19 protein-coding genes are annotated in these 18,551 nt (G+C 70.7%); 9 read left to right on the plus strand and 10 right to left on the minus strand.

Going from position 1 to position 18,551, the window contains the following annotated elements; genetic code table 11:
* Positions 1-26: 26 nt before the first annotated feature.
* A complete protein-coding gene (locus tag CFN78_RS15555) occupies positions 27-992 on the minus strand; it encodes a LysR family transcriptional regulator (protein ID WP_094863496.1) in 966 nt (321 codons plus the stop codon).
* Positions 993-1,252: 260 nt separating this feature from the next.
* On the opposite strand from CFN78_RS15555, the gene CFN78_RS15560 reads away from it, so the two are divergent.
* The 7 genes from CFN78_RS15560 to CFN78_RS29780 all read left to right on the plus strand — a co-directional run bounded on the left by CFN78_RS15560 (position 1,253) and on the right by CFN78_RS29780 (position 8,988).
* Complete coding sequence (locus tag CFN78_RS15560; protein ID WP_240519476.1) at positions 1,253-2,458, plus strand: Glu/Leu/Phe/Val dehydrogenase dimerization domain-containing protein; 1,206 nt, start codon at positions 1,253-1,255, stop codon at positions 2,456-2,458.
* A gap of 139 nt (positions 2,459-2,597) precedes the next feature.
* Positions 2,598-3,182 (plus strand): TetR/AcrR family transcriptional regulator, encoded by a 585-nt coding sequence (locus CFN78_RS15565; protein ID WP_094863498.1) that lies wholly within the window; start codon positions 2,598-2,600, stop codon positions 3,180-3,182.
* A gap of 49 nt (positions 3,183-3,231) precedes the next feature.
* The gene (locus CFN78_RS15570; RefSeq protein WP_094863499.1) at positions 3,232-3,801 is read left to right on the plus strand and encodes a TIGR03086 family metal-binding protein; all 570 of its coding nucleotides are present in this window, start codon (positions 3,232-3,234) and stop codon (positions 3,799-3,801) included.
* A 219-nt stretch (positions 3,802-4,020) separates the two neighbouring features.
* Entirely contained in the window at positions 4,021-5,394 is a 1,374-nt protein-coding gene (locus tag CFN78_RS15575) for a hemolysin family protein (RefSeq protein WP_165777566.1), read from the plus strand.
* A complete protein-coding gene (locus CFN78_RS15580; protein WP_094863501.1) occupies positions 5,391-6,434 on the plus strand; it encodes a hemolysin family protein in 1,044 nt (347 codons plus the stop codon). The genes CFN78_RS15575 and CFN78_RS15580 overlap by 4 nt, the downstream gene beginning before the upstream one ends.
* Positions 6,434-7,318 (plus strand): 3-methyladenine DNA glycosylase, encoded by an 885-nt coding sequence (locus CFN78_RS15585; RefSeq protein WP_094863502.1) that lies wholly within the window; start codon positions 6,434-6,436, stop codon positions 7,316-7,318. Before CFN78_RS15580 ends, CFN78_RS15585 begins: the two co-directional genes overlap by 1 nt.
* A gap of 119 nt (positions 7,319-7,437) precedes the next feature.
* The gene (locus CFN78_RS29780) at positions 7,438-8,988 is read left to right on the plus strand and encodes a hypothetical protein (RefSeq protein ID WP_240519477.1); all 1,551 of its coding nucleotides are present in this window, start codon (positions 7,438-7,440) and stop codon (positions 8,986-8,988) included.
* A gap of 22 nt (positions 8,989-9,010) precedes the next feature.
* On the opposite strand, the gene CFN78_RS15595 is transcribed toward CFN78_RS29780, so the two are convergent.
* The 3 genes from CFN78_RS15595 to CFN78_RS15605 all read right to left on the minus strand — a co-directional run bounded on the left by CFN78_RS15595 (position 9,011) and on the right by CFN78_RS15605 (position 11,546).
* Complete coding sequence (locus CFN78_RS15595) at positions 9,011-9,841, minus strand: aldo/keto reductase (RefSeq protein ID WP_094863503.1); 831 nt, start codon at positions 9,839-9,841, stop codon at positions 9,011-9,013.
* 117 nt (positions 9,842-9,958) lie between these two features.
* Positions 9,959-10,783 carry a helix-turn-helix domain-containing protein gene (locus CFN78_RS15600; protein WP_094863504.1) on the minus strand — a complete coding sequence of 275 codons (825 nt, stop codon included), beginning with the start codon at positions 10,781-10,783 and terminating at the stop codon, positions 9,959-9,961.
* A gap of 193 nt (positions 10,784-10,976) precedes the next feature.
* Positions 10,977-11,546, minus strand: coding sequence for a MerR family transcriptional regulator (locus CFN78_RS15605; protein WP_094863505.1), 570 nt, complete (start codon positions 11,544-11,546; stop codon positions 10,977-10,979).
* Positions 11,547-11,752: 206 nt separating this feature from the next.
* Between CFN78_RS15605 and CFN78_RS15610 the strand changes: the two genes are divergently transcribed.
* A complete protein-coding gene (locus CFN78_RS15610; protein WP_094863506.1) occupies positions 11,753-12,376 on the plus strand; it encodes a TetR/AcrR family transcriptional regulator in 624 nt (207 codons plus the stop codon).
* A 13-nt stretch (positions 12,377-12,389) separates the two neighbouring features.
* Here the strand turns inward: CFN78_RS15610 and CFN78_RS15615 are convergent, their stop codons facing one another.
* From CFN78_RS15615 to CFN78_RS15635, 5 genes are all read right to left on the minus strand, one after another.
* Positions 12,390-12,863, minus strand: coding sequence for a bifunctional nuclease family protein (locus tag CFN78_RS15615; RefSeq protein ID WP_094863507.1), 474 nt, complete (start codon positions 12,861-12,863; stop codon positions 12,390-12,392).
* Between the two features lie 389 nt (positions 12,864-13,252).
* Entirely contained in the window at positions 13,253-14,008 is a 756-nt protein-coding gene (ftsR, locus tag CFN78_RS15620) for a transcriptional regulator FtsR (protein WP_165777567.1), read from the minus strand.
* Entirely contained in the window at positions 14,005-14,472 is a 468-nt protein-coding gene (garA, locus tag CFN78_RS15625) for a glycogen accumulation regulator GarA (RefSeq protein WP_094863509.1), read from the minus strand. The genes ftsR and garA overlap by 4 nt, the downstream gene beginning before the upstream one ends.
* 317 nt (positions 14,473-14,789) lie before the next feature.
* The gene (gene clsA / locus CFN78_RS15630; protein WP_094863617.1) at positions 14,790-15,413 is read right to left on the minus strand and encodes a cardiolipin synthase ClsA; all 624 of its coding nucleotides are present in this window, start codon (positions 15,411-15,413) and stop codon (positions 14,790-14,792) included.
* A 127-nt stretch (positions 15,414-15,540) separates the two neighbouring features.
* Positions 15,541-15,771, minus strand: a complete 231-nt coding sequence (locus CFN78_RS15635; protein WP_094863510.1) for a hypothetical protein — start codon at positions 15,769-15,771, stop codon at positions 15,541-15,543.
* A 501-nt stretch (positions 15,772-16,272) separates the two neighbouring features.
* On the opposite strand from CFN78_RS15635, the gene CFN78_RS29785 reads away from it, so the two are divergent.
* Positions 16,273-16,812 carry a hypothetical protein gene (locus tag CFN78_RS29785; protein WP_240519478.1) on the plus strand — a complete coding sequence of 180 codons (540 nt, stop codon included), beginning with the start codon at positions 16,273-16,275 and terminating at the stop codon, positions 16,810-16,812.
* 22 nt (positions 16,813-16,834) lie between these two features.
* On the opposite strand, the gene CFN78_RS15645 is transcribed toward CFN78_RS29785, so the two are convergent.
* The gene (locus tag CFN78_RS15645) at positions 16,835-18,475 is read right to left on the minus strand and encodes an AMP-binding protein (protein WP_094863619.1); all 1,641 of its coding nucleotides are present in this window, start codon (positions 18,473-18,475) and stop codon (positions 16,835-16,837) included.
* Positions 18,476-18,551 lie beyond the last annotated feature (76 nt).

Consider the following 18,551-nt stretch of genomic DNA (forward strand, 5'->3'; position numbering starts at 1 on the left):
CACGGGCCCTCCGACAGTCGCAGTCGTCAATTCGTGGCGACGTCCGTATTTTCCGGATATGTGGTCGTTTCCGCCTCGTCGGACGCCGTTCCGAGGCCCAGTTCCGCGGCCGCCGTGCGGACCGCCTGGATGACCAGGTTCAGCGCCGGCCTGCGCAGCGCCCCGGTGCGCGAGGCGATGGAGACCGTACGGATCAGCGGACTGGTCAAAGCCACGATGTCGACCCCGTCGGGCCGCAGCGTGAGCCCCAGGTCGGAGACCAGGGTGATGCCCAGCCCCGCCGCGACCATCGCCATGGCCGTGGACTGCTCCTCGACCTCGTGGTTGATCTTCGGCTCGAAACCGTTGCGCTGGCAGGCCACCCGCACGGCCCGGCCGAAATGGCTCTTGCGGCTGGCCAGGATCCACGGATGCTCGGCGAGTTCCAGCAGTGAGACCACGCCCGCCGGGACCGCGCCGGATGGAACGGCCGCGTGCAGCCGCTCGACCGCGATCACCGACCGTTCCAGGTTCGTGTCCCACGCCATCGGCGCGTCCGAATAGTCCAGCACGAACGAGAAGTCGAGAGTCCCGTCCCGTACCGCGCCCGCCGTGTCCTCCGGCGCCAGCTCCCGGGTGCGCACGTGGATACCCGGGTAGTCGACCGCGAGCGCCGTCAGTGCCACGGGCATCAGACCCGAGGCGACCGAGGCCCAGACCCCCGCCGTCAGCCGGACCGTCACCGACTCCTGCGCCTCCTCCAGCGCGAGGGTCGCCCGTTCCACGGCGCCGAGGATCTCCTCGGCGTGCTCGGTGAGCAGCACGCCCAGCTCGGTGAGCTGCACCCGCCTGCCGAGGCGCTCGAACAGCTTGGCCCCGACGTCCCGTTCGAGCTGCGCGAGCTGCTGCGAAACGGCGGACGCCGTGTAGTGCAGCGCGGCCGCGGCCGCCGTGACGGTGCCCCGCCGGTGAAGTTCCCGGAGCATTCGCAACCGGTGCAACGAAAGCTCCATGCAGGAAGCGTAAACGGAACTGTGCATGATCCTTAACTGGACGCGCGTAAGCCGTCGGGCGCACTCTGGTGACACGGCGGGAGGCACGCCGGATCGGGTCGGCGAAGAGCCGAAAAAGCCCAGCCCACACAACATCACAGCACCGGACTTCTCCTGGGGCACGCGGGAAGTCCGGCGCATCCCCCATGCCCGAAAACGGCCGGGTGCCCGCACTTGAGCCATTTGGACCATATCGAGAAGTACGCTTGGAGGTGGTTGACGTGATCGCCGAGAACACCGAACCCTTGCTGAGGCTGACGTGGACGGACCCGGTGACCGGCACCAGGGGTTACCTGGTGGTGCACACCCTCGTGTCCGGACTGGCGACCGGCGGCACCCGGATGCGGGCCGGCTGCACCCTCGGTGAGGTCGAGGACCTCGCCTTCGGCATGGCCGCGAAAACCGCCACCTTCAACCTGCCGGTCGGCGGTGCCAAGGGCGGCATCGACTTCGACCCCAAGGACCCCAGGGCCAAGGGCGTACTCACCCGCTTCTGCCAGGCCATGCGCCCGTGGCTGGACGCGAGCTGGGTGACCGCGGAGGACCTCGGCGTCCCGCAGCACTTCATCGACGAGGTCTTCGCCGACCTCGGCCTCGAGCAGTCGTACCACGCGGCCATCAGCCGCGCGGCCGACCCGGAGCGGACTCTGCGCCGCGTTCAGGCCGGCCTGAACGCGCCGGTCCCCGGCGGACTGCTGCTCGGCGACGTCATCGGCGGTTACGGCGTGGCGCAGTCCTGCCTGGGTGCGGCATACGCCTGGGGCTGGGAGGAATCGGCCACCACCGTCGCGATCCAGGGCATCGGCACCATGGGCGGCGGCGCCGCCTGGTACCTGCACGAGGCGGGCGTGAAGGTGGTGGCCGTCGCCGACGCCGCGGGCACCCTCTACGACCCGAACGGCCTGGACATCCCGGCCCTGCTGGAGCTGCGGGACCGTTTCGGCGAGGTGGACCGCTCGACGCTGCCGGCCCACGTCCAGCAGCTCCCCCGCGGGGCCGTCATCGGCATCGACGCGGACATCCTGGTTCCCGCGGCGATCTCCTACGCGATCACCCCGGACAACTTCGACGAGGTCGCCGCCAAGGTCGTCATCGAGGCCGCGAACGCCGCGACCACCCCCGAGGCGGAGGCCATGCTCGCCGAGCGCGGGATCCCGGTGATCCCGGACTTCGTGGCGAACGCGGGTGCGGCCGCCTGGGCCTGGTGGTTGCTGCTCGGCCAGGTCGGCGCCGACCCGGCCGACTCCTTCCTGCGCCTGCGCAACGAGATGCAGGCCAAGGTCGCACTGCTGCTGGGTGAGTGGAACGCCGAGGGCACCCGGCCGCGGCTGACCGGCTGGGCGCTCGCCGACAGCAACCGCGGCACGCTCGTCGAGGGTGCCGAGATGGCCGAGGCGACGGGCGTGCCCGCGCTGACCATCCCGTAGGCACCGGCGTACGGTCCGGCTCGTGCGGAAGGGCGTCTCCCCGGGGGAGGCGCCCTTCCGCACGTCCGGCCGGGTACCGCTGGTCGCAATACGTACGTACGGATTGCATCGCATCCTGCCGAGGTGCCAGGATCACGGGATGCCACGGGTCAGCCAGGACCACCTGGACGCACGGCGGCGCCAGATCCTCGACGGCGCGCGGGTGTGTTTCGCGCGCCACGGATACGAGGGTGCCACGGTGCGGCGCCTGGAGGAAGCGACCGGACTCTCCCGCGGCGCGATCTTCCATCACTTCCGCGACAAGGAGTCGCTCTTCCTCGCGCTCGCCGAGGACGACGCCGTGCGCATGGCCGACGTCGTCGCCGAGCAGGGCCTGGTACAGGTGATGCGCGATCTGCTCGCCGGCGGCAGCGCGCACCCGGCCGACTGGCTCGGTACCCGGCTGGAGGTGTCCAGACGGCTGCGCACCGACCCGGACTTCCGGGCGCGCTGGGCGGAGCGTTCGCAGCAGCTCACCATCGCCACCCGGCAGCGCCTGCTGCGTCAGCGCGAGGCCGGCAACCTGCGCGACGACGTCGGGGTGGACGTGCTCACCGCGTTCCTCGAACTGGTCCTCGAAGGCGTCGTGTCCCACCTGGCGATGGGACTGCCCGCCGACGATCTCGAACCGGTGCTCGACCTGGTCGAGGAGACGGCACGGCGGCACCGCACGGGAACCCGCTGAGCCGGAGTCAGCGCCTGCGCGCCTCCGGAGTCCGTGGTGCACTGGGGCGATGGAACTCCTCGACGCACACGGCTCGGCGATGCGCGAGTTCGACCGGCTGGTCCACCGGATCGATGCCGGGGCATGGGACTCGCCGACCCCGTGCACCGACTGGAACGTCCGGGAACTGCTGGCGCATCTGGTCTCCGAGCAACTGTGGGTACCGCACCTGCTCGGTGGCGGCACCATCGCCGGGGCGGGCGACCGTTTCGACGGCGATGTGCTCGGTGACCACCCCGTGCGCGCGTGGGAACGCTCCTCCGCCCGCGCCCGCGAGGCGTGGCTCGCCGACGGTGCCACCGGCGGCCAGGTGCACGTCTCGTTCGGCCGGATCGACACCACCGAGTACGGCTGGCAGATGACCCTGGATCTCGCGGTGCACGGCTGGGACCTCGCGAGTGCGCTGGGCGCGGCGCAGCCCATCGAGGCGGCGCTGGCGCGGGAGCTGCTCGACACGATGGGCCCGCAGGTCGAGAGCTTCGCCGGCAGCGGGATCTTCGGCGAACCGGTGCCCGTCGCCGGCGACGCGCCCGCAGCCGACCGGCTGGTCGCACTGCTCGGCCGCGACCCCGTCCGGTGACCTGCACCCGTTAGTCCCTCTTCCGGGCCGCTGACCCGGTACGATCGCGGCACCGGCCCCGCCGGAGCCCCCGTCGACGATCTGCGCCGGGCGGCATTGGAACGTACATCCATGAGGAGTGAAGTTTTTCGTGCGCGATGCGCAGTCACCTGGTGACAGTACTGAGCCGGGTGACCGACCCGGCTTCCCCGCCCGCCGGCTCGACGGCGGTGCCCGCTGATGGACGTGGTGCTCTCCGTTCTCGGCGTCCTGTTCTTCTTCCTGCTGACCGTGGGCACGGGCCTGGCGGTCGCCGCCGAGTTCTCGTTGACCGCACTGGAACGCAGCACCGTCGACGCCAATGTGCGCCAGGTCGGTGACAAGCGGTCCAAGACCGTGCAGAAGGCGCACCGGACGCTGTCCTTCCAGCTTTCCGGCGCCCAGGTGGCCATCACCATCACCACCCTGGTCACCGGTTACCTCGCCGAGCCGCTGATCGGCCAGCTCGTCCGCCCGCTGTTGCTCGGGCTCGGCATGGCCGACGGCCTGGCAGGCGGTTTCTCGCTTGCCATCTCGCTGCTGCTGGCGACCTCGCTGTCCATGGTCATCGGCGAGATGATGCCGAAGAACCTGGCGATCGCCCGCCCGCTGCAGACCGCGCGGGCGGTGGCCGGGTACCACTCGCGGTTCTCGGCGATGTTCGGCTGGCTGATCAACCTGATGAACAACAGCGCGAACGTTCTCGTGCGCAAGCTCGGCGTCGAGCCGCAGGAGGAACTGCGCTCGGCCCGTTCCCCCCAGGAACTCGGCTCGATCGTCCGGTCCAGCGCCGAGAGCGGCACGCTGGACACCTCGACCGCCGAACTGCTCGACCGTTCGTTGCGCTTCGGCGACCGCACGGCCGAGGAACTGATGACCCCGCGGGTACAGGTCGAGTCGCTGACCGTCGACGGCACGATCAACGATCTGGTCGCAGTCTCGCGCGCCACCGGATTCTCCCGCTTTCCCGTCTATACCGAGGATCTGGACGACGTGCAGGGCGCGGTGCACATCAAGCAGGCGTTCACCGTGCCCGCCGCCGACCGGGACAACGTCCGCATCCGCTCGGTCATGCGGCCGGTGCCCACCGTGCCGGAGTCGCTGCCCGGTGACACTCTGCTGGACCGGCTGCGGGACTCCCGCTTCCAGCTCGCCATCGTCGTCGACGAGTACGGCGGGACGGCCGGACTGGTCACACTGGAGGACGTGGTCGAGGAGATCATCGGCGACGTCCGCGACGAGCACGACGATCAGGAGGCGCCGGCCTCGCAGCAACTCGGTTCCGACACCTGGATGCTCTCCGGTCAGCTCAGGGCCGACGAGGTCGCCGACGTCACCGGGTTCCGGATGCCCGAGGGCGACTACGAGACGATCGCGGGCCTGATCATGCAACGCCTCGGCCGGATCCCTGCCGACGGCGACACCACCGAGGTCGACGGGTGGCGGCTCACCGTCACCTCCATGGACCGGCACCGCGTCGCCGAGGTTCGCGTGCACCGCGGCGCCTCCGGCGAGGAATCGGCGGACGAACCGGACCGGACGACCACCCGGCGGGACCAGGAGGCGAACCGATGAGCGACTGGTTCTACATCGCGCTGGTGGTCGTGCTGCTGCTGGCCAACGCGTTCTTCGTCGGCGCCGAGTTCGCGCTCATCTCCTCCCGCCGTGACCGGCTGGAGGCCTTGCTGGAGCAGGGGAAGACCCGGGCACGCATCGTCATCAACGCGAGCCGCAACGTCTCGCTCATGCTGGCGGGCGCACAACTCGGCATCACCATCGCCTCACTGCTGCTCGGCAGGCTCGGTGAACCGGCGATCGCGCACCAGCTCGCCGGCCTGTTCGAGCTGATCGGGATCCCCGACGTACTGCTGCACCCGATCTCGTTCGCGATCGCGCTGGCGTTCATCACCGTCCTGCACGTGCTGATCGGCGAGATGGTGCCGAAGAACCTGGCCATCGCCGAACCGGAACGGCTCGCACTGTGGCTGGTCCCGGTGCACGTCGGCTGGGTCAAGATCGCCAACCCCTTCATCTGGTTGCTGAACACGGTCGCGAACGCCCTGCTGCGGTTGTTCAAGGTGGAGCCGAAGGACGAACTGGAGACCGCCTACACCTCCGACGAACTCGCCGAACTGCTGAGCGAGTCGCGACAGGAGGGGCTGCTGGAGCAGTCCGAGCACCGACGCCTCAGCCAGACCCTGTCCTCGGTGCAGAAGACCGTGCGCGACGTGCTGGTGCCGATGGACCAGCTCACCACCCTGCCGAGCGCGCCGACGGTGGGAGACGTGGAACGGGCCGTGTCCGGCACGGGCTTCTCCCGCTTCCCGATCCGCGCGGCGGATGGGGCGCTGACCGGCTACGTGCACGTGAAGGACGTGCTCGACCAGGTCGGCGAGGCGCCGGAGACCACGGTGGCCGAGGGCAAGTCGCGGATGCTCACCGAGCTGTCCGCCGACGCGCGACTCGACGTCGCGCTCTCGGCGATGCGCAAGGAGGGCAGCCACCTGGCCAGGGCCATGGACGGCGAGGGTGCGGCCGTCGGCGTGGTGGCACTGGAGGACCTGGTCGAGCAGTACGTCGGCACGGTGCGCGACGGGACCCACGTCGGCGCGTGATGGAACGACTGGCCGAACGGGAGTGGCGGGAGCGGGAGCGGGCGCACGTCGCCCGCATGCGGCGCTGGACCGAACCGCACCAGCGCCGCCGCTCCCTCGGCCAGCCGCATCCGGTGCTGGACTTCCTGTTCACGTACTACTCGCACCGGCCGTCCCATCTCGAACGGTGGCAGCCGGGGCCGGGCGTCGTGCTGGCCGGAGCCGGGGCCCGACGCTTCCTCCGGCGCGCCGCGTTCCGCGAGGTCGAGGGCGGCGTCGCGCTGGACGAGGCCGCGCTCACCGCGGGCCGGCTACGCACGGCCACGGCAGTACGCACCCTGCTGACGGCCACCGCGTCCCGGGCGCCCCGGCTGAACTGCTTCGGTCTGCACGAATGGGCGATGGTCTACCGCCATCCGGCTGACGACGTCCGGCACGCCCAGGTTCCGCTCCGACTGGGCTCCGCGGGCACCGACGAGGTGGTGGAATCCCTGGAGATCCGCTGTGGCCACTATGACGCGTTCCGCTTCTTCACCGAACCCGCGCGTCCACGCAACCGGCTCACTCCCAGCCGGGAGAGCCAGGTCCGGCTGGAACAGCCGGGATGCCTGCACGCCAACATGGATCTGTTCAAATGGGCATACAAGCTCGACCCGTTCATCCCCGCCGAGCTGCTGGGCGACTGTTTCGAACTGGCCGCCGACATCCGTGAGCTGGACATGCGGGCAAGCCCGTACGACCTGTCCGCGTACGGCTATCCGCCGGTGCGCATCGAGACCGCCGCGGGCCGCGCAGAATACGCCAGGGCGCAGTCCGACTTCGCCCGTCGCGCGGCTCCGCTGCGCGATCGGCTGATCGCAGCGTGCGGATCACTACTGACAAAGCACGCGCCGTCCGGTAAATAGAATGACGACTGAAAGTCAGCACACATTCCTGATGAGTGTCGCCTGTTTGGGTGATAACGTTTTGGTTGCATACACTCCGCGTCGGGCAACCTGAGCGAATGTGACAGTGAGAGGACACGATGGGGCGACACAGCAGGGACGAGGACCCGGCTCCGCACCGTCCTGACGACCACTCCCCCTCGGCCCGTTTCCCGGCCGCACCGCAGCCGCCCCAGGCCCCCCGAGGCACGTTCCCGGCCGACGGTGCCCGCTACGGCACCGGCGCCCACCCCCGCCCTGGACAACCGCCCCGCCGTCACCCGGACGCCAGGTCCGCCGACGGCAACGCCGTGCCGGACGTACGCAGGCAGCCGAACGGCCCGCGCGGCAATCCCGGCGGCTCCGCTCCGCGGCGCGGGGGGACGCAACCGCCCGGCCAGGTACCGCCCCGACAGGACGCGCGCCAGCGTTCGGCACGCGACATCCCGCCGGTACCGGCGCCCCCGGAACGTCGCGGACCGACCGGCGAACACCCGCGCCCCGCGGCACCGCAACGCCCGGTCGCCGCCCAGCGCCCCGTCGCGCCGCAGCGTCCCGGCACACCTCGCCCCGGCACACCGCAGCGCCCGGCAGCGGCCCAGCGCCCCGGCACCGGCGACGGCCGCCATCCGGCCGGCCAGCATCCCCGGCCACAGCTACCGCATCGCGGCCCGCAACGTCCCGGGCAGCGGCCCGACGGGCAGCGCCCCGGCGCACCGCGCACGGACGGGCGCACCGGTCAGCATCCGGCGCCGAACCGGCCGGTGCAGCGCCCCGAGGGGCGGACCACCACCGTGCATCCGGTTCCGCCGCGTACCGACCGCAGGCCGGAACCCGCCCGGCCCGCCGAGCCGAGGGCCTCCCGCCGGCCGGACGCGCGGCCCACCGAGATCCACGAGGCCGTGCCCGCCTCCGCCGTCGTGACCGAGGAGCGCCCCGAAGCGGAGACCCGGACCATCCGCCGGGCGCGGGTCGGCGAGGACGACGGTGGCGACCGGATGCTCGCCGAGGAGTCCGCCGACAGCGCAGCCGAGGACGACGGTGAGACCCGGTTCGTCACCGGGCACCACCGCGCCATCGGTAAGGCCGCGCGGCGCAGGCGGGTGGCCAAGTGGCCGATCGCCTGCCTGGTGCTGGTCGCTCTCGTCGGGCTCGGCTGGCTCGGCTTCTCCTGGGCGGCGAGTGAATCCAACACCCGCGCCGAGGCACAGGCGGCGAAGTGCACGGACGGCGATTCGACGCTGGCGGTGGTCGTCACGCCCAGCGCGGAGAAGGCGGTCACCGCGGCCGCACAACGGTGGAACGACGCCAAGACCGTGGTACACGCGCACTGCATCAACGTCGAGGTCAAGGCCGTGCCCTCCGAGCAGGTCCTCGGCGCGCTGTCCGGCAAGACCGGCCTGGACACGATCGGCGGCCTGCCCGCGGCGTGGATCCCCGAATCGGCCTACTGGGTGGACGAGCTGACGGCCAACAAGCCGGAGATCATCGGCTCCCCCGCCGAGTCCGTGGCCTCCGCCCGGTCCGCCGAATACCGCTACCTGGGGCTGTCCGGCAAGGGCATCGACGACGTGCAGAAGCGGGCGGCTCAGTCGTTCCGCGGTTTCCTGACCGAACCCGCCCAGCAGGCCGACTTCACGGCCGGCCGCTGACGCGGGTCCGGTTCAGCTTCGCTCACACCGCGTCGAACACGTCCGGGTCGGCTCCGGTACGGGTGCCGGTGTCCAGCTCTCCGATGGCGGCGATGTCGTCGTCCGCGAGTTCGAAGTCGAACACGTCGATGTTCTCGGCGACGCGGGACGGCGTGACGGACTTCGGGATCACGACGTTGCCGACCTGGAGGTGCCAGCGGAGCACGATCTGCGCCGGGGTCTTGCCGTACTTGTCGCCGAGGCTGGTGATCGTCTGCTCGCCGAGCAGCGCGCCCTGCGCGAGGGGACTCCAGGCTTCGGTGGCGATCCCGTGCTCGGCGTGGAACGCGCGCAGGTCCGCCTGCTGCAACTGCGGGTGCAGCTCGACCTGGTTCACCGCGGGCACGATCTCGGTCTCGTCGAACAGCCTGCGCAGGTGGGCCTGGGTGAAGTTGGAGACGCCGATGGCCCGGACGCGCCCGTCCGCGTAGAGCTTCTCCAGTGCCCGCCAGGTGTCGACGTAGCTGTCCCGCTTCGGCAGCGGCCAGTGGATCAGGTACAGGTCCAGCCGATCCAGGCCCAGCTTCTCCAGGCTGACGTCGAACGCCCGCAGGGCGGAGTCGTAGCCCTGGTCGGCGTTCCACAGCTTGGTGGTGACGAACAGTTCGTCCCGGGCGATCCCGGACTCACGGATCGCCTGTCCCACACCGGATTCGTTCTTGTACACGGCTGCGGTGTCGATGCTGCGGTACCCGGCGTCGAGCGCCGTGGTGACGGCCTTCGCCGTCTCGTCGGCGGGCACCTGGAAGACACCGAAGCCGAGCTGCGGGATGGCGACCGAGTTGTTGAGACTGACTGTGGGCACTGTGGTCATGAAGGAGGGTTCCTCATCTGTCGGCGTCAAGGCGTCCTTACCCCCGGCACAACGCGCTGGCGGCTGCGGTTTAGTCCCGCTGCGACGATCCTCTCACCGACGGCTACCGGCGGCTCGTCACCGGGACCCGGCCGGGTCCGCACCGCCCGGGACACCGCCCAGGAACGCGGCCGTGGCCGGGTCCGCGGGGAAGAACGACTCGATGGACAGCTCGGCGAGCGTGACGTCGAGTGGTGTGCCGAAGGTGGCCACCGTGCTGAGGAACGCGAGTTCACCGGTGGCGTGCCGGAGCCGCAGGGGCACCAGGATGTCACCCGGCGCGGGCACTTCGACCTCCGGCACCGGCTGCTCGCACGGGTAGCCACGGAGTTCGGCCAGCAGGTCGCCGAGCCACGGATCCGCGGTGGCGGCGACCTCCCGGCGCAGGCGCCCCAGCAGGTGTGCGCGCCACTCCCCCAGGTTGACGATCCGCGGCGCCATTCCCCGCGGATGCAGGGTCAGCCGCAGCACGTTCACCGGTGCGAGGGCGAGGTCCGCGTGGACGCCCTCGGTGAGCAGGCCCGCACCGGCGTTGGCCTCGACGAGGTTCCACCGCCGATCGACCACCACCGCCGGGTACGGATCGTGTCCGGCGAGCAGCCTGCGCACGGCGTGCATGGCCGGGGCGAAGTCCGGGGCGGTGAGGGACGTCTCGCCGTAGACCGGGGCGTATCCGGCGGCGAGCAGAAGCTGGTTGCGCTCCCGCAGTGGCACGTCGAGGTGCTCGCCGAGGCGCAGCACCATGTCCCGGCTGGGTGCGGACCGACCGGTTTCGACGAAACTCAGGTGCCGGGCGGAGATCTCGGCGGAGATGGACAGGTCGAGCTGGCTGATCCGGCGCCGGTCGCGCCATTCGCGCAGGAGCTCGCCCACGGGGCGGTGGGCGGCGGCTGCGGTGGTCACCCCGCAACGCTAGCGAGACACCGTCTGCCCGGCCATTACCCGCGGGGTAACGCAGTGCGTTCCCGCGTCCATCGCGAGGCGGTCCTGCGTCCCGTACACCACCGGCACGCAGGACCGCGGGCCGCGCTTCGACTCGGGGCACCGGCGCCGCTTCGGACGGCAGCGTCGGGACAGAGCGAGGAGAGGTAGCCGGTCAGCCGGTCCGGCGCGCGTTGCGCCGCTGGGTGAGTTCGTCCGAGTGCACGGGTTCCTCAATCTCGCCACCATCGGCCCGCTCGGCGGGGAACTCGTGAATCGTGCCGCTGATCTCCTGCATCGCGCCGCTGACGGCGATCCCGAACACGCCCTGCCCGCCCTGGAGCAGATCGACGATCTCCTCCGGGGAGGTGCACTCGTAGACCGTGGTCCCGTCGGAGAAGAGGGTGACCCTGGCGAGGTCGCGCACTCCGCGAACCCGCAGATGCTCGACGGCCACCCGGATGTTCTGCAGTGAGACCCCGGTGTCGAGCAGCCGCTTGACCACCTTCAGGACAAGGATGTCCTTGAACGAGTAGAGGCGCTGCGAACCGGAGCCGTGCGCGGTGCGGATGCTCGGCGCGATCAGCTTGGTACGGGCCCAGTAGTCGAGCTGCCGGTAGGTGATGCCCGCGATCTGGCATGCGGCCGGTCCCCGATAGCCCACGAGCTCATCGGGCAGACGGTCGTCAGGGAACAGCTCGCCCTGCTCGCCGCTGGCGACCTGGACCGGCTTCTCCTCGACCACGCATGCCTCCTCTCGCCCGGCACGACTGCCGGCGAACAAGACCGCGGCGGATGCCCCAGCTGAACGAATCACACCGCCGCAATTTACGTCTGTTGACGGTAAGCCTGCCGGACCGGCCGGTCAACGCGACTCGCGGCGGGCGGGTCGCGAGCTGTGGACAGTTTTCAGGTTTGACGGATTTTACTTGGCCATGTAATTATTTACTCATGCAGGTAAACGAGACATGGGGCGCCGAGATCGGTCACACCCCCACCGAGGCCACCCGCCGGGCCCAGATCGTCACGGCGGCCATCGAGGTCATCGACGAGCACGGCTACGCCAAGGCGTCGTTCGCCAGGATCGTGGAGCGGGCGGGGCTCAGCAGCACCCGGATGATCTCCTACCACTTCGCCAACCGGAACGACCTGATGTGGGCGACCGCGCTCACCGTCATGGAGAGCATGGACAGCTACCTCGGAGAGCGGCTGGACACCACCGGCGGCCGGGCCTCGATGCTCGGTGACTACATTCGGGCCGAGGTCGGCTTTCTCGGCGCACAGCCGAAACAGGTCCGCGCGCTCGTCGAGATCAGCGCACAGGCGCGGGAGCGACCCGACTCGCCGATCATCGAGGCGGTCTGGCGGGACCTGCGGACCGGCAGGCTGGAGCGGCAGCTCACCCAGGGGCAGCGCGAGGGTGCGTTCGGCGAGTTCGACATCAGGGTGATGGCCATGGCCATCCGCCAGTCGATCGACGGCGTGGCACTGCGACTGGCCGGGGAACCGGATCTGGACGTCGACGACTACGGCGCTCAGATCGCGGACCTGTTTCTCCGCGCTACCGCGGCCTGAGGCCCCGTACGGCTCAGGTGTCGGCGCCGCGGAAGTCCTCCGGGGAGACGGAGTCGAGGAACTCGCGGAACTTCTCGACTTCGTCCTCCTGCTCGTCCGGGATGATCAACCCGGCCTCCTCGAGCACGGAAGCCTCGGCGTGGATCGGCACGCCCACCCGCAGGGCCAGCGCGACGGAGTCGCTGGGCCGGGCGGAGACGCGCACGTCGCCGTCGAAGACGAGTTCGGCGAAGAAGGTGCCTTCGCGGAGATCAGTGATGACGACCTGCTCGAGTTCCCGGCCCAGCGAGCCGATGACCTCCTTGAGCAGGTCGTGGGTCAGCGGCCGGGCCGGACGGACGCCCTGCTGTTCCAGGGCGATGGCCGTCGCCTCGACGGAGCCGATCCAGATCGGGAGGTACCGCTCGCCTTCCGTCTCCCGCAGCAACAAGATCGGCTGGTTCGCGGGCAGCTCCACCCGCACGCCCACGACGCGCATCTCGCTCATCGGGCTTCGCCTCCCTCTCCTGCGCGCGGGCAGCGGCGCTGTCCCGGGGATCCCGCATCGACAGGGCCGACGCTACCCGCGTTCCAGACGCCGTGCTCGCCGTGCGAACTCGTCGTCGACCCACACTGTCGTGGGGCCACGGACAACCGTACGGCATCACGGTCACGGAGTGATCCCATACGAACTGCGCAACCTGACTGAGATTTACCCGAAACGTGGCGCATCGCCGTGGCCAGGACCGGGTCCACCGGACGGCCACCAGGACGTGTCCGGCGACCGGCGTGGTCACGGTGTTCGCGCCGAGGCAGCTCATGGCGAAGGCCTCGCGTCGCCGTGCCGGGAACCGCTCGGTCACGAATCCCACCGGCCGGGAATCAGCCGGGCATGCGCTAACCGCCCGTGACGCCCCGGATTCCTGCCTTGACGAGCAGCGTGTGCAAGGCGACGGACAGTGCCGCGAGTTCACGCACCATCTCGTCGGCGCGTTCCTTGGCGTCCTCGTCCCGGTGCCGGTACACCGGCGCGACGATCTGCTCGAGCAGGCCGACCTCTCGGTCCGCCGAGGCGCGGAAGGCCCGCAGGTGCCTCGGCTCGATGCCGAACGCGGTCATCGCCTTGACCGTCCGCGCGATGTGCACCGAGTCGGCGTCGTAGAAACCCGCCGCCCCCGGACGGATCAGGCCGTACTGCTCGAGCTCACCGAGCATCACGAGGTCCACGCCCGCGTCGGCGAGCAGTTCCTCCTGGGTGAGCCGGATGTCCCGTTCCGGCGCGAAGTCCGCGGGGGCCGGCATACCGCCGTGGTCCCCAGGAAACGCGGGCCCGGACAGGGAGACGAGCTTGCGCGGCAGGCGCGGGGCCGATGCCGCAGGTTCCACCCCGCGGTCGGCGGCGTCGAGCTGTTCCTTGATGACCTTCAGCGGAAGGTAGTGGTCGCGCTGTGCCGAGAGCACGAAGCGCAGGCGCTCCACGTCCGCCGGGGTGAACTGCCGGTAACCGGACGGCGTTCGGCTGGGCCGGACCAGGCCCTCCGACTCGAGGAACCTGATCTTCGAGATGGTGACATCGGGGAAGTCGCCGCGCAGTTGCGCGAGGACGGCCCCGATGCTCAACCCGTCACGTTGTGGCCGTCCGGCCGCCGTCACTGCGCCCCCTGGCCCCCGTGTCCCGGGCCGGTCAGGAAGACGAGTCGGAACTTGCCGATCTGGACCTCGTCGCCACCGGCGAGTACGGCCTGGTCGACCGGCTCACGGTTGACGTAGGTGCCGTTCAGGCTGCCGACGTCGATGACGACGAACTCGCCACCCTCACGGCGGAACTCGGCGTGCCGGCGGGAGACTGTCACGTCGTCGAGGAAGATGTCGCTGTCCGGGTGGCGGCCGGCGCTGGTGGTGTCGCGGTCGAGCAGGAAGCGGGAACCCGCGTTGGGGCCGCGCTTGACCACGAGCAGGGCCGAACCGGCCGGGAGCGCGTCCACGCCGGCCACGGGCGGCTCAGGGGCCTGCGGCTCCTGCTGTCCTTCGACCTCGGCCAGGAAGTCGGCCCGGAAAACGGAAGTCCGCTCCGGAGACCGCTCCGGGGGAACGCCGGGCCCGTCGTTCGTGCTCACCTGAGCTCTCCTTACGCGCTGATAGTGCATTACTCAACCATGTGGGCTCGAGTTCGTGGAGCTCGAGATCGTGCAGTTGCCAACGTACCGTGCCTGATCGGTCAGGGACGCCGGGGTTCCCCCAAGCGGCCGCCGCTACCGCCGGGTGAGCGGCGGTTCAGGCACCGATGACGCGCCGGTACCCCCGCGCGCCGAGCAGGTCGTCGACGCCGGTGCGGTAGCCGGGCGCGAGCTCGATCGGCCGGATCCCGGCGTGCGGATCGCCGCCGGTCACCTCGGGGCACCGGCGGCGGACGACGGGGATGCCCGGAGGGCGCTCACGCGGGGACGGCGTTGCGATGGCCGCCGGAGACGGCCCGCACTGTCTGCAGCACGTAGAGCATGCCGGACCACAGGTACAGCGCGCCGCCCCAGACCATGAAGGCGTAGGCGAACGGGCGGGCGGCCTGCGCGAACCCGGAGTCGCCCTGCATGAGCAGCAGTAGCGGGAAGGCGTACATGAGCAGGAACGTCGCGGCCTTGCCGATGTAGGCGACCTCGGGCGGGGCGAAACCGTTGCGGCGCAGGACGAGGATGCACACCGCGCAGACGATCTCGCGGCCGATCAGTACGGCCACCACCCACCACGGCACGATCTCGCGGACCAGGAACGCGAAGAGGGTGGCGATGATGTACAGCCGGTCGGCGGCCGGGTCGAGGAGCTGACCGAGCCTGCTCATCTGGTCCAGCCAGCGGGCCAGCTTGCCGTCGAGCCAGTCGGTGAACCCGCCGAACATGAGGATGGCGACCGCCCAGCCGTCCTCTTCGGGACCCAGCAGCAACCAGAGGAACACCGGCACGAGTGCCAGCCGAAGGATGGACAGCAGGTTGGGCACGGTCAGGGCCTGCCGTGCCAGCGACGGTTCCGCCCGTTCGGTGGCCTGCTCGGGCTGCTCGCTCACGTGCACACCGTAGCCGCCATCGGAGGGGCCGACACGGGGTGGTCGGCGCCGTTGCCCGGCGCCGCGGGCGGACCTGCCACGGCCGGTTGCCGTGCGGGCCGGGGCAAGCGCCGTACCCGCTCACCGGTCATTCGGCGCGGCGCAGGCTCCAGCCGCGACGCTGCAGGTCCGCCCGGGTCAGCGCGAGGGGGCGGCCACGCGCGTCGCGGCCCATCCAGCGCGGCCTGCCCGCGACGCCCTCCAGCACGTACGGGCGTCCCTGGCTCCATACGACGCTGCACGGGGTGGTCGGCGGGAGGGCCGGGGTGGACCCGGCTGCGGACGGGGCGGCGGTACCGGTGTCGGTCTGGGTGGTCATCACTCTCTGCCGTCTCGGGGATCGGGGGTGGGGTGGGCGGGGAACGCGGATGGTGATGCCGGGAGGCCCCGGCCACGGTGTTTCGGGGGTGACGTCGTGGCCGGGACTGCGCCTGCCGGGTTTCCTGCTCGGGGTTCGGTGTTCGGGGCTTCTCGTCGTGCGGTTGGAACGTTCGGCCGGTCGGGTCCGGCTCCGCCTCGGGGCGGCGGAGGAATCCGCGGCGGGGACCGCGCATCCACACCATGAACGTCGAACATCGGCGCCGAAGTGTTAACCCCTCACGGGAATTCCTTCGCCCGGCGGCGTGTCGGCGTCGCCGGGCGGCGTGTCGGCGTTACGCCGCACCGGTCACCCGGATACCACACGACGTCACGACGACGACCCGACCGTCCACAGTGGACTGAACGACCCGGCGGGCACGGGGACGGCGTCAATCCCACGACCGGAGCAATCGTTGCGGGACAATCGCGAACGCCACACCCATCCGGCGAAGGGAACAGCGTGTCCGAGACGGGACCCATCACCGGACGTACCGCGCTGCTGGTCTCCGCCTGCGCCGCCGGGCTGCTGCTGGCCGGATGCGCCGGGGAGCCCGCCGCCGCACCCGCCACTCCCCCGGCACCGGCCACGACCTCCGCGGCACCGGCCGGGGCGAGCTCGCCGGCCACGCTGCCACCCGTCCCGGGCGCGGCGGGCGACACGCCGGAACCCGGCCCGCCGCCCGCCGGTGAGCAGGCACCGCCACCGGCCGGAGACGGCCCCGCGCCCTCGGCGGACTGCGGCACGGTGACGGCGGCGAGCGGACTGACGTTGCAGGTGCTGGGCGGTGACACGGGCTCGGCACCGTGCGAGGAGGCGACCCGCGTGGTGCGGCAGTTCCACGAGCGCATCGCGGGCCGGCAGGCCGCGGGCTCGGACGAGCCGGCGACCGGCAGCGTGGAGGGCTGGGACTGCGTGTCCGGCCCGCCGTCCGCGCAGGGTGGCACCTCCTGCGGCAAGGGCACCCTGACCGTCCTCGCCGCGGTCGTCCCGGCCGAATGAAACGCGCGAGGCGGCCTGGTGCTCAGCCCTTGAGCCGCGGGAAGTCCTCCTCGCGGAACTCTCCCTCGGTGCGCTCGCCCTTCGCGTTCTCCCGTCCGCGCAGCTCCACCCGGCGGATCTTGCCGGAGATCGTCTTGGGCAGTTCGGCGAACTCGAGCCTGCGGACGCGCTTGTAGGCCGCCAGGTTCTCGCGGCAGAAGGTGAGGATGCTCAGTGCGGTGTCGGCGTCCGGCCGGTGACCGCTCGCCAGCACCACGTAGGCCTTCGGCACCGACAGCCGGATCGGATCCGGACCGGGCACCACCGCGGCCTCGGCGACGGCCTCGTGTTCGAGCAGCACGCTCTCCAGCTCGAACGGTGAGATCCGGTAGTCGGACGCCTTGAAGACGTCGTCGGTCCGGCCGACGTAGGTGATGTACCCGCGCTCGTCCACGGAACCGACGTCGCCGGTGTGGTAGTAGCCGCCCTCGAAGGCGGCGGCGGTGCGCTCCTCGTCGTCGGCGTAGTCGACCATCAGCCCGACCGGCCGGCGGGTCAGGTCCAGGCAGATCTCGCCCTCCTGCCCCGGCTCACCGGTGGCGGGATCGAGCAGCGCGACGGTGAAGCCCGGCAGCGCACGGCCCATCGATCCCGGGACGACGTCCTGCCCGGGCGTGTTGGCGATCTGCACGCTGGTCTCGGTCTGGCCGAAGCCGTCCCGGATGGTGACTCCCCAGGACTTGCGGACCTGCTCGATCACCTCGGGGTTCAACGGCTCCCCCGCCCCGACCACCTTCTGCGGCGGCGTGCGCAGAGCGCTCAGGTCGGCCTGGATGAGCATGCGCCACACCGTCGGCGGCGCACAGAAACTGGTCACCCCGCAACGGTCCATCTGACCCATCAGCGCGATCGGGTCGAATCGGCCGTAGTTGTACAGGAACACCGTCGCCTCGGCGTTCCACGGAGCGAACACGTTGCTCCAGGCGTGTTTCGCCCAGCCCGGCGACGAGATGTTCAGGTGCACGTCGCCCGGTTCGAGGCCAATCCAGTACATTGTGGACAGATGGCCGACGGGGTACGAGACCTGCGTGTGCCGGACGAGTTTCGGTTGCGCCGTCGTACCCGAGGTGAAGTACAGCAGCAACGGGTCGGTGGCCGCGCTCGGGCCATCCGCGGTGAACCCGGCCTCCGCCTGGTAGGAGTCGGAGTAGGAGAGCCAGCCGTCGACGGCCTCGCCGACCACGATCCTTGTGTAGTCACCCTCGACCTCGGCGAACTTCTCCGCGTCGGCCGAGCCGACCACCACGTGCGCGGCGGCACCGCGCTCGACACGGTCACGCAGATCGACGGGACCGAGCAGGGTGGACGCGGGGATGATCACAGCGCCGAGTTTGATCGCCGCCAGGATCGTCTCCCAGAGTTCACCCTGGTTGCCCAGCATCAGGATGAGCCGGTCGCCGCGGGTGACACCGTTGCGCCGCAGCCAGTTCGCCACCTGGTCCGACCGGCGCGACATCTCGGGGAACGTCCACCGGTTCTCGGTGCCGTCCTCCTCGACGATCCACAGCGCGTACCGCTCGGCGTTGGCCGGGTCGCGGGCGATCTCGTCGAACCAGTCGATGGCCCAGTTGAACTCCTCGAACCGCGGCCAGTCGAACTCGCGCACAGCGGTGTCATAGTCCATCCGGTGGGCCAGCAGATGGTCCCGCGCTTCCCGGAACCGCTGGTGCGCTCCTGCCGACGTCGCAGCGTCATTGCTC

It is taken from the genome of Amycolatopsis antarctica, assembly GCF_002262875.1.
GTDB lineage: Bacteria > Actinomycetota > Actinomycetes > Mycobacteriales > Pseudonocardiaceae > Amycolatopsis > Amycolatopsis antarctica.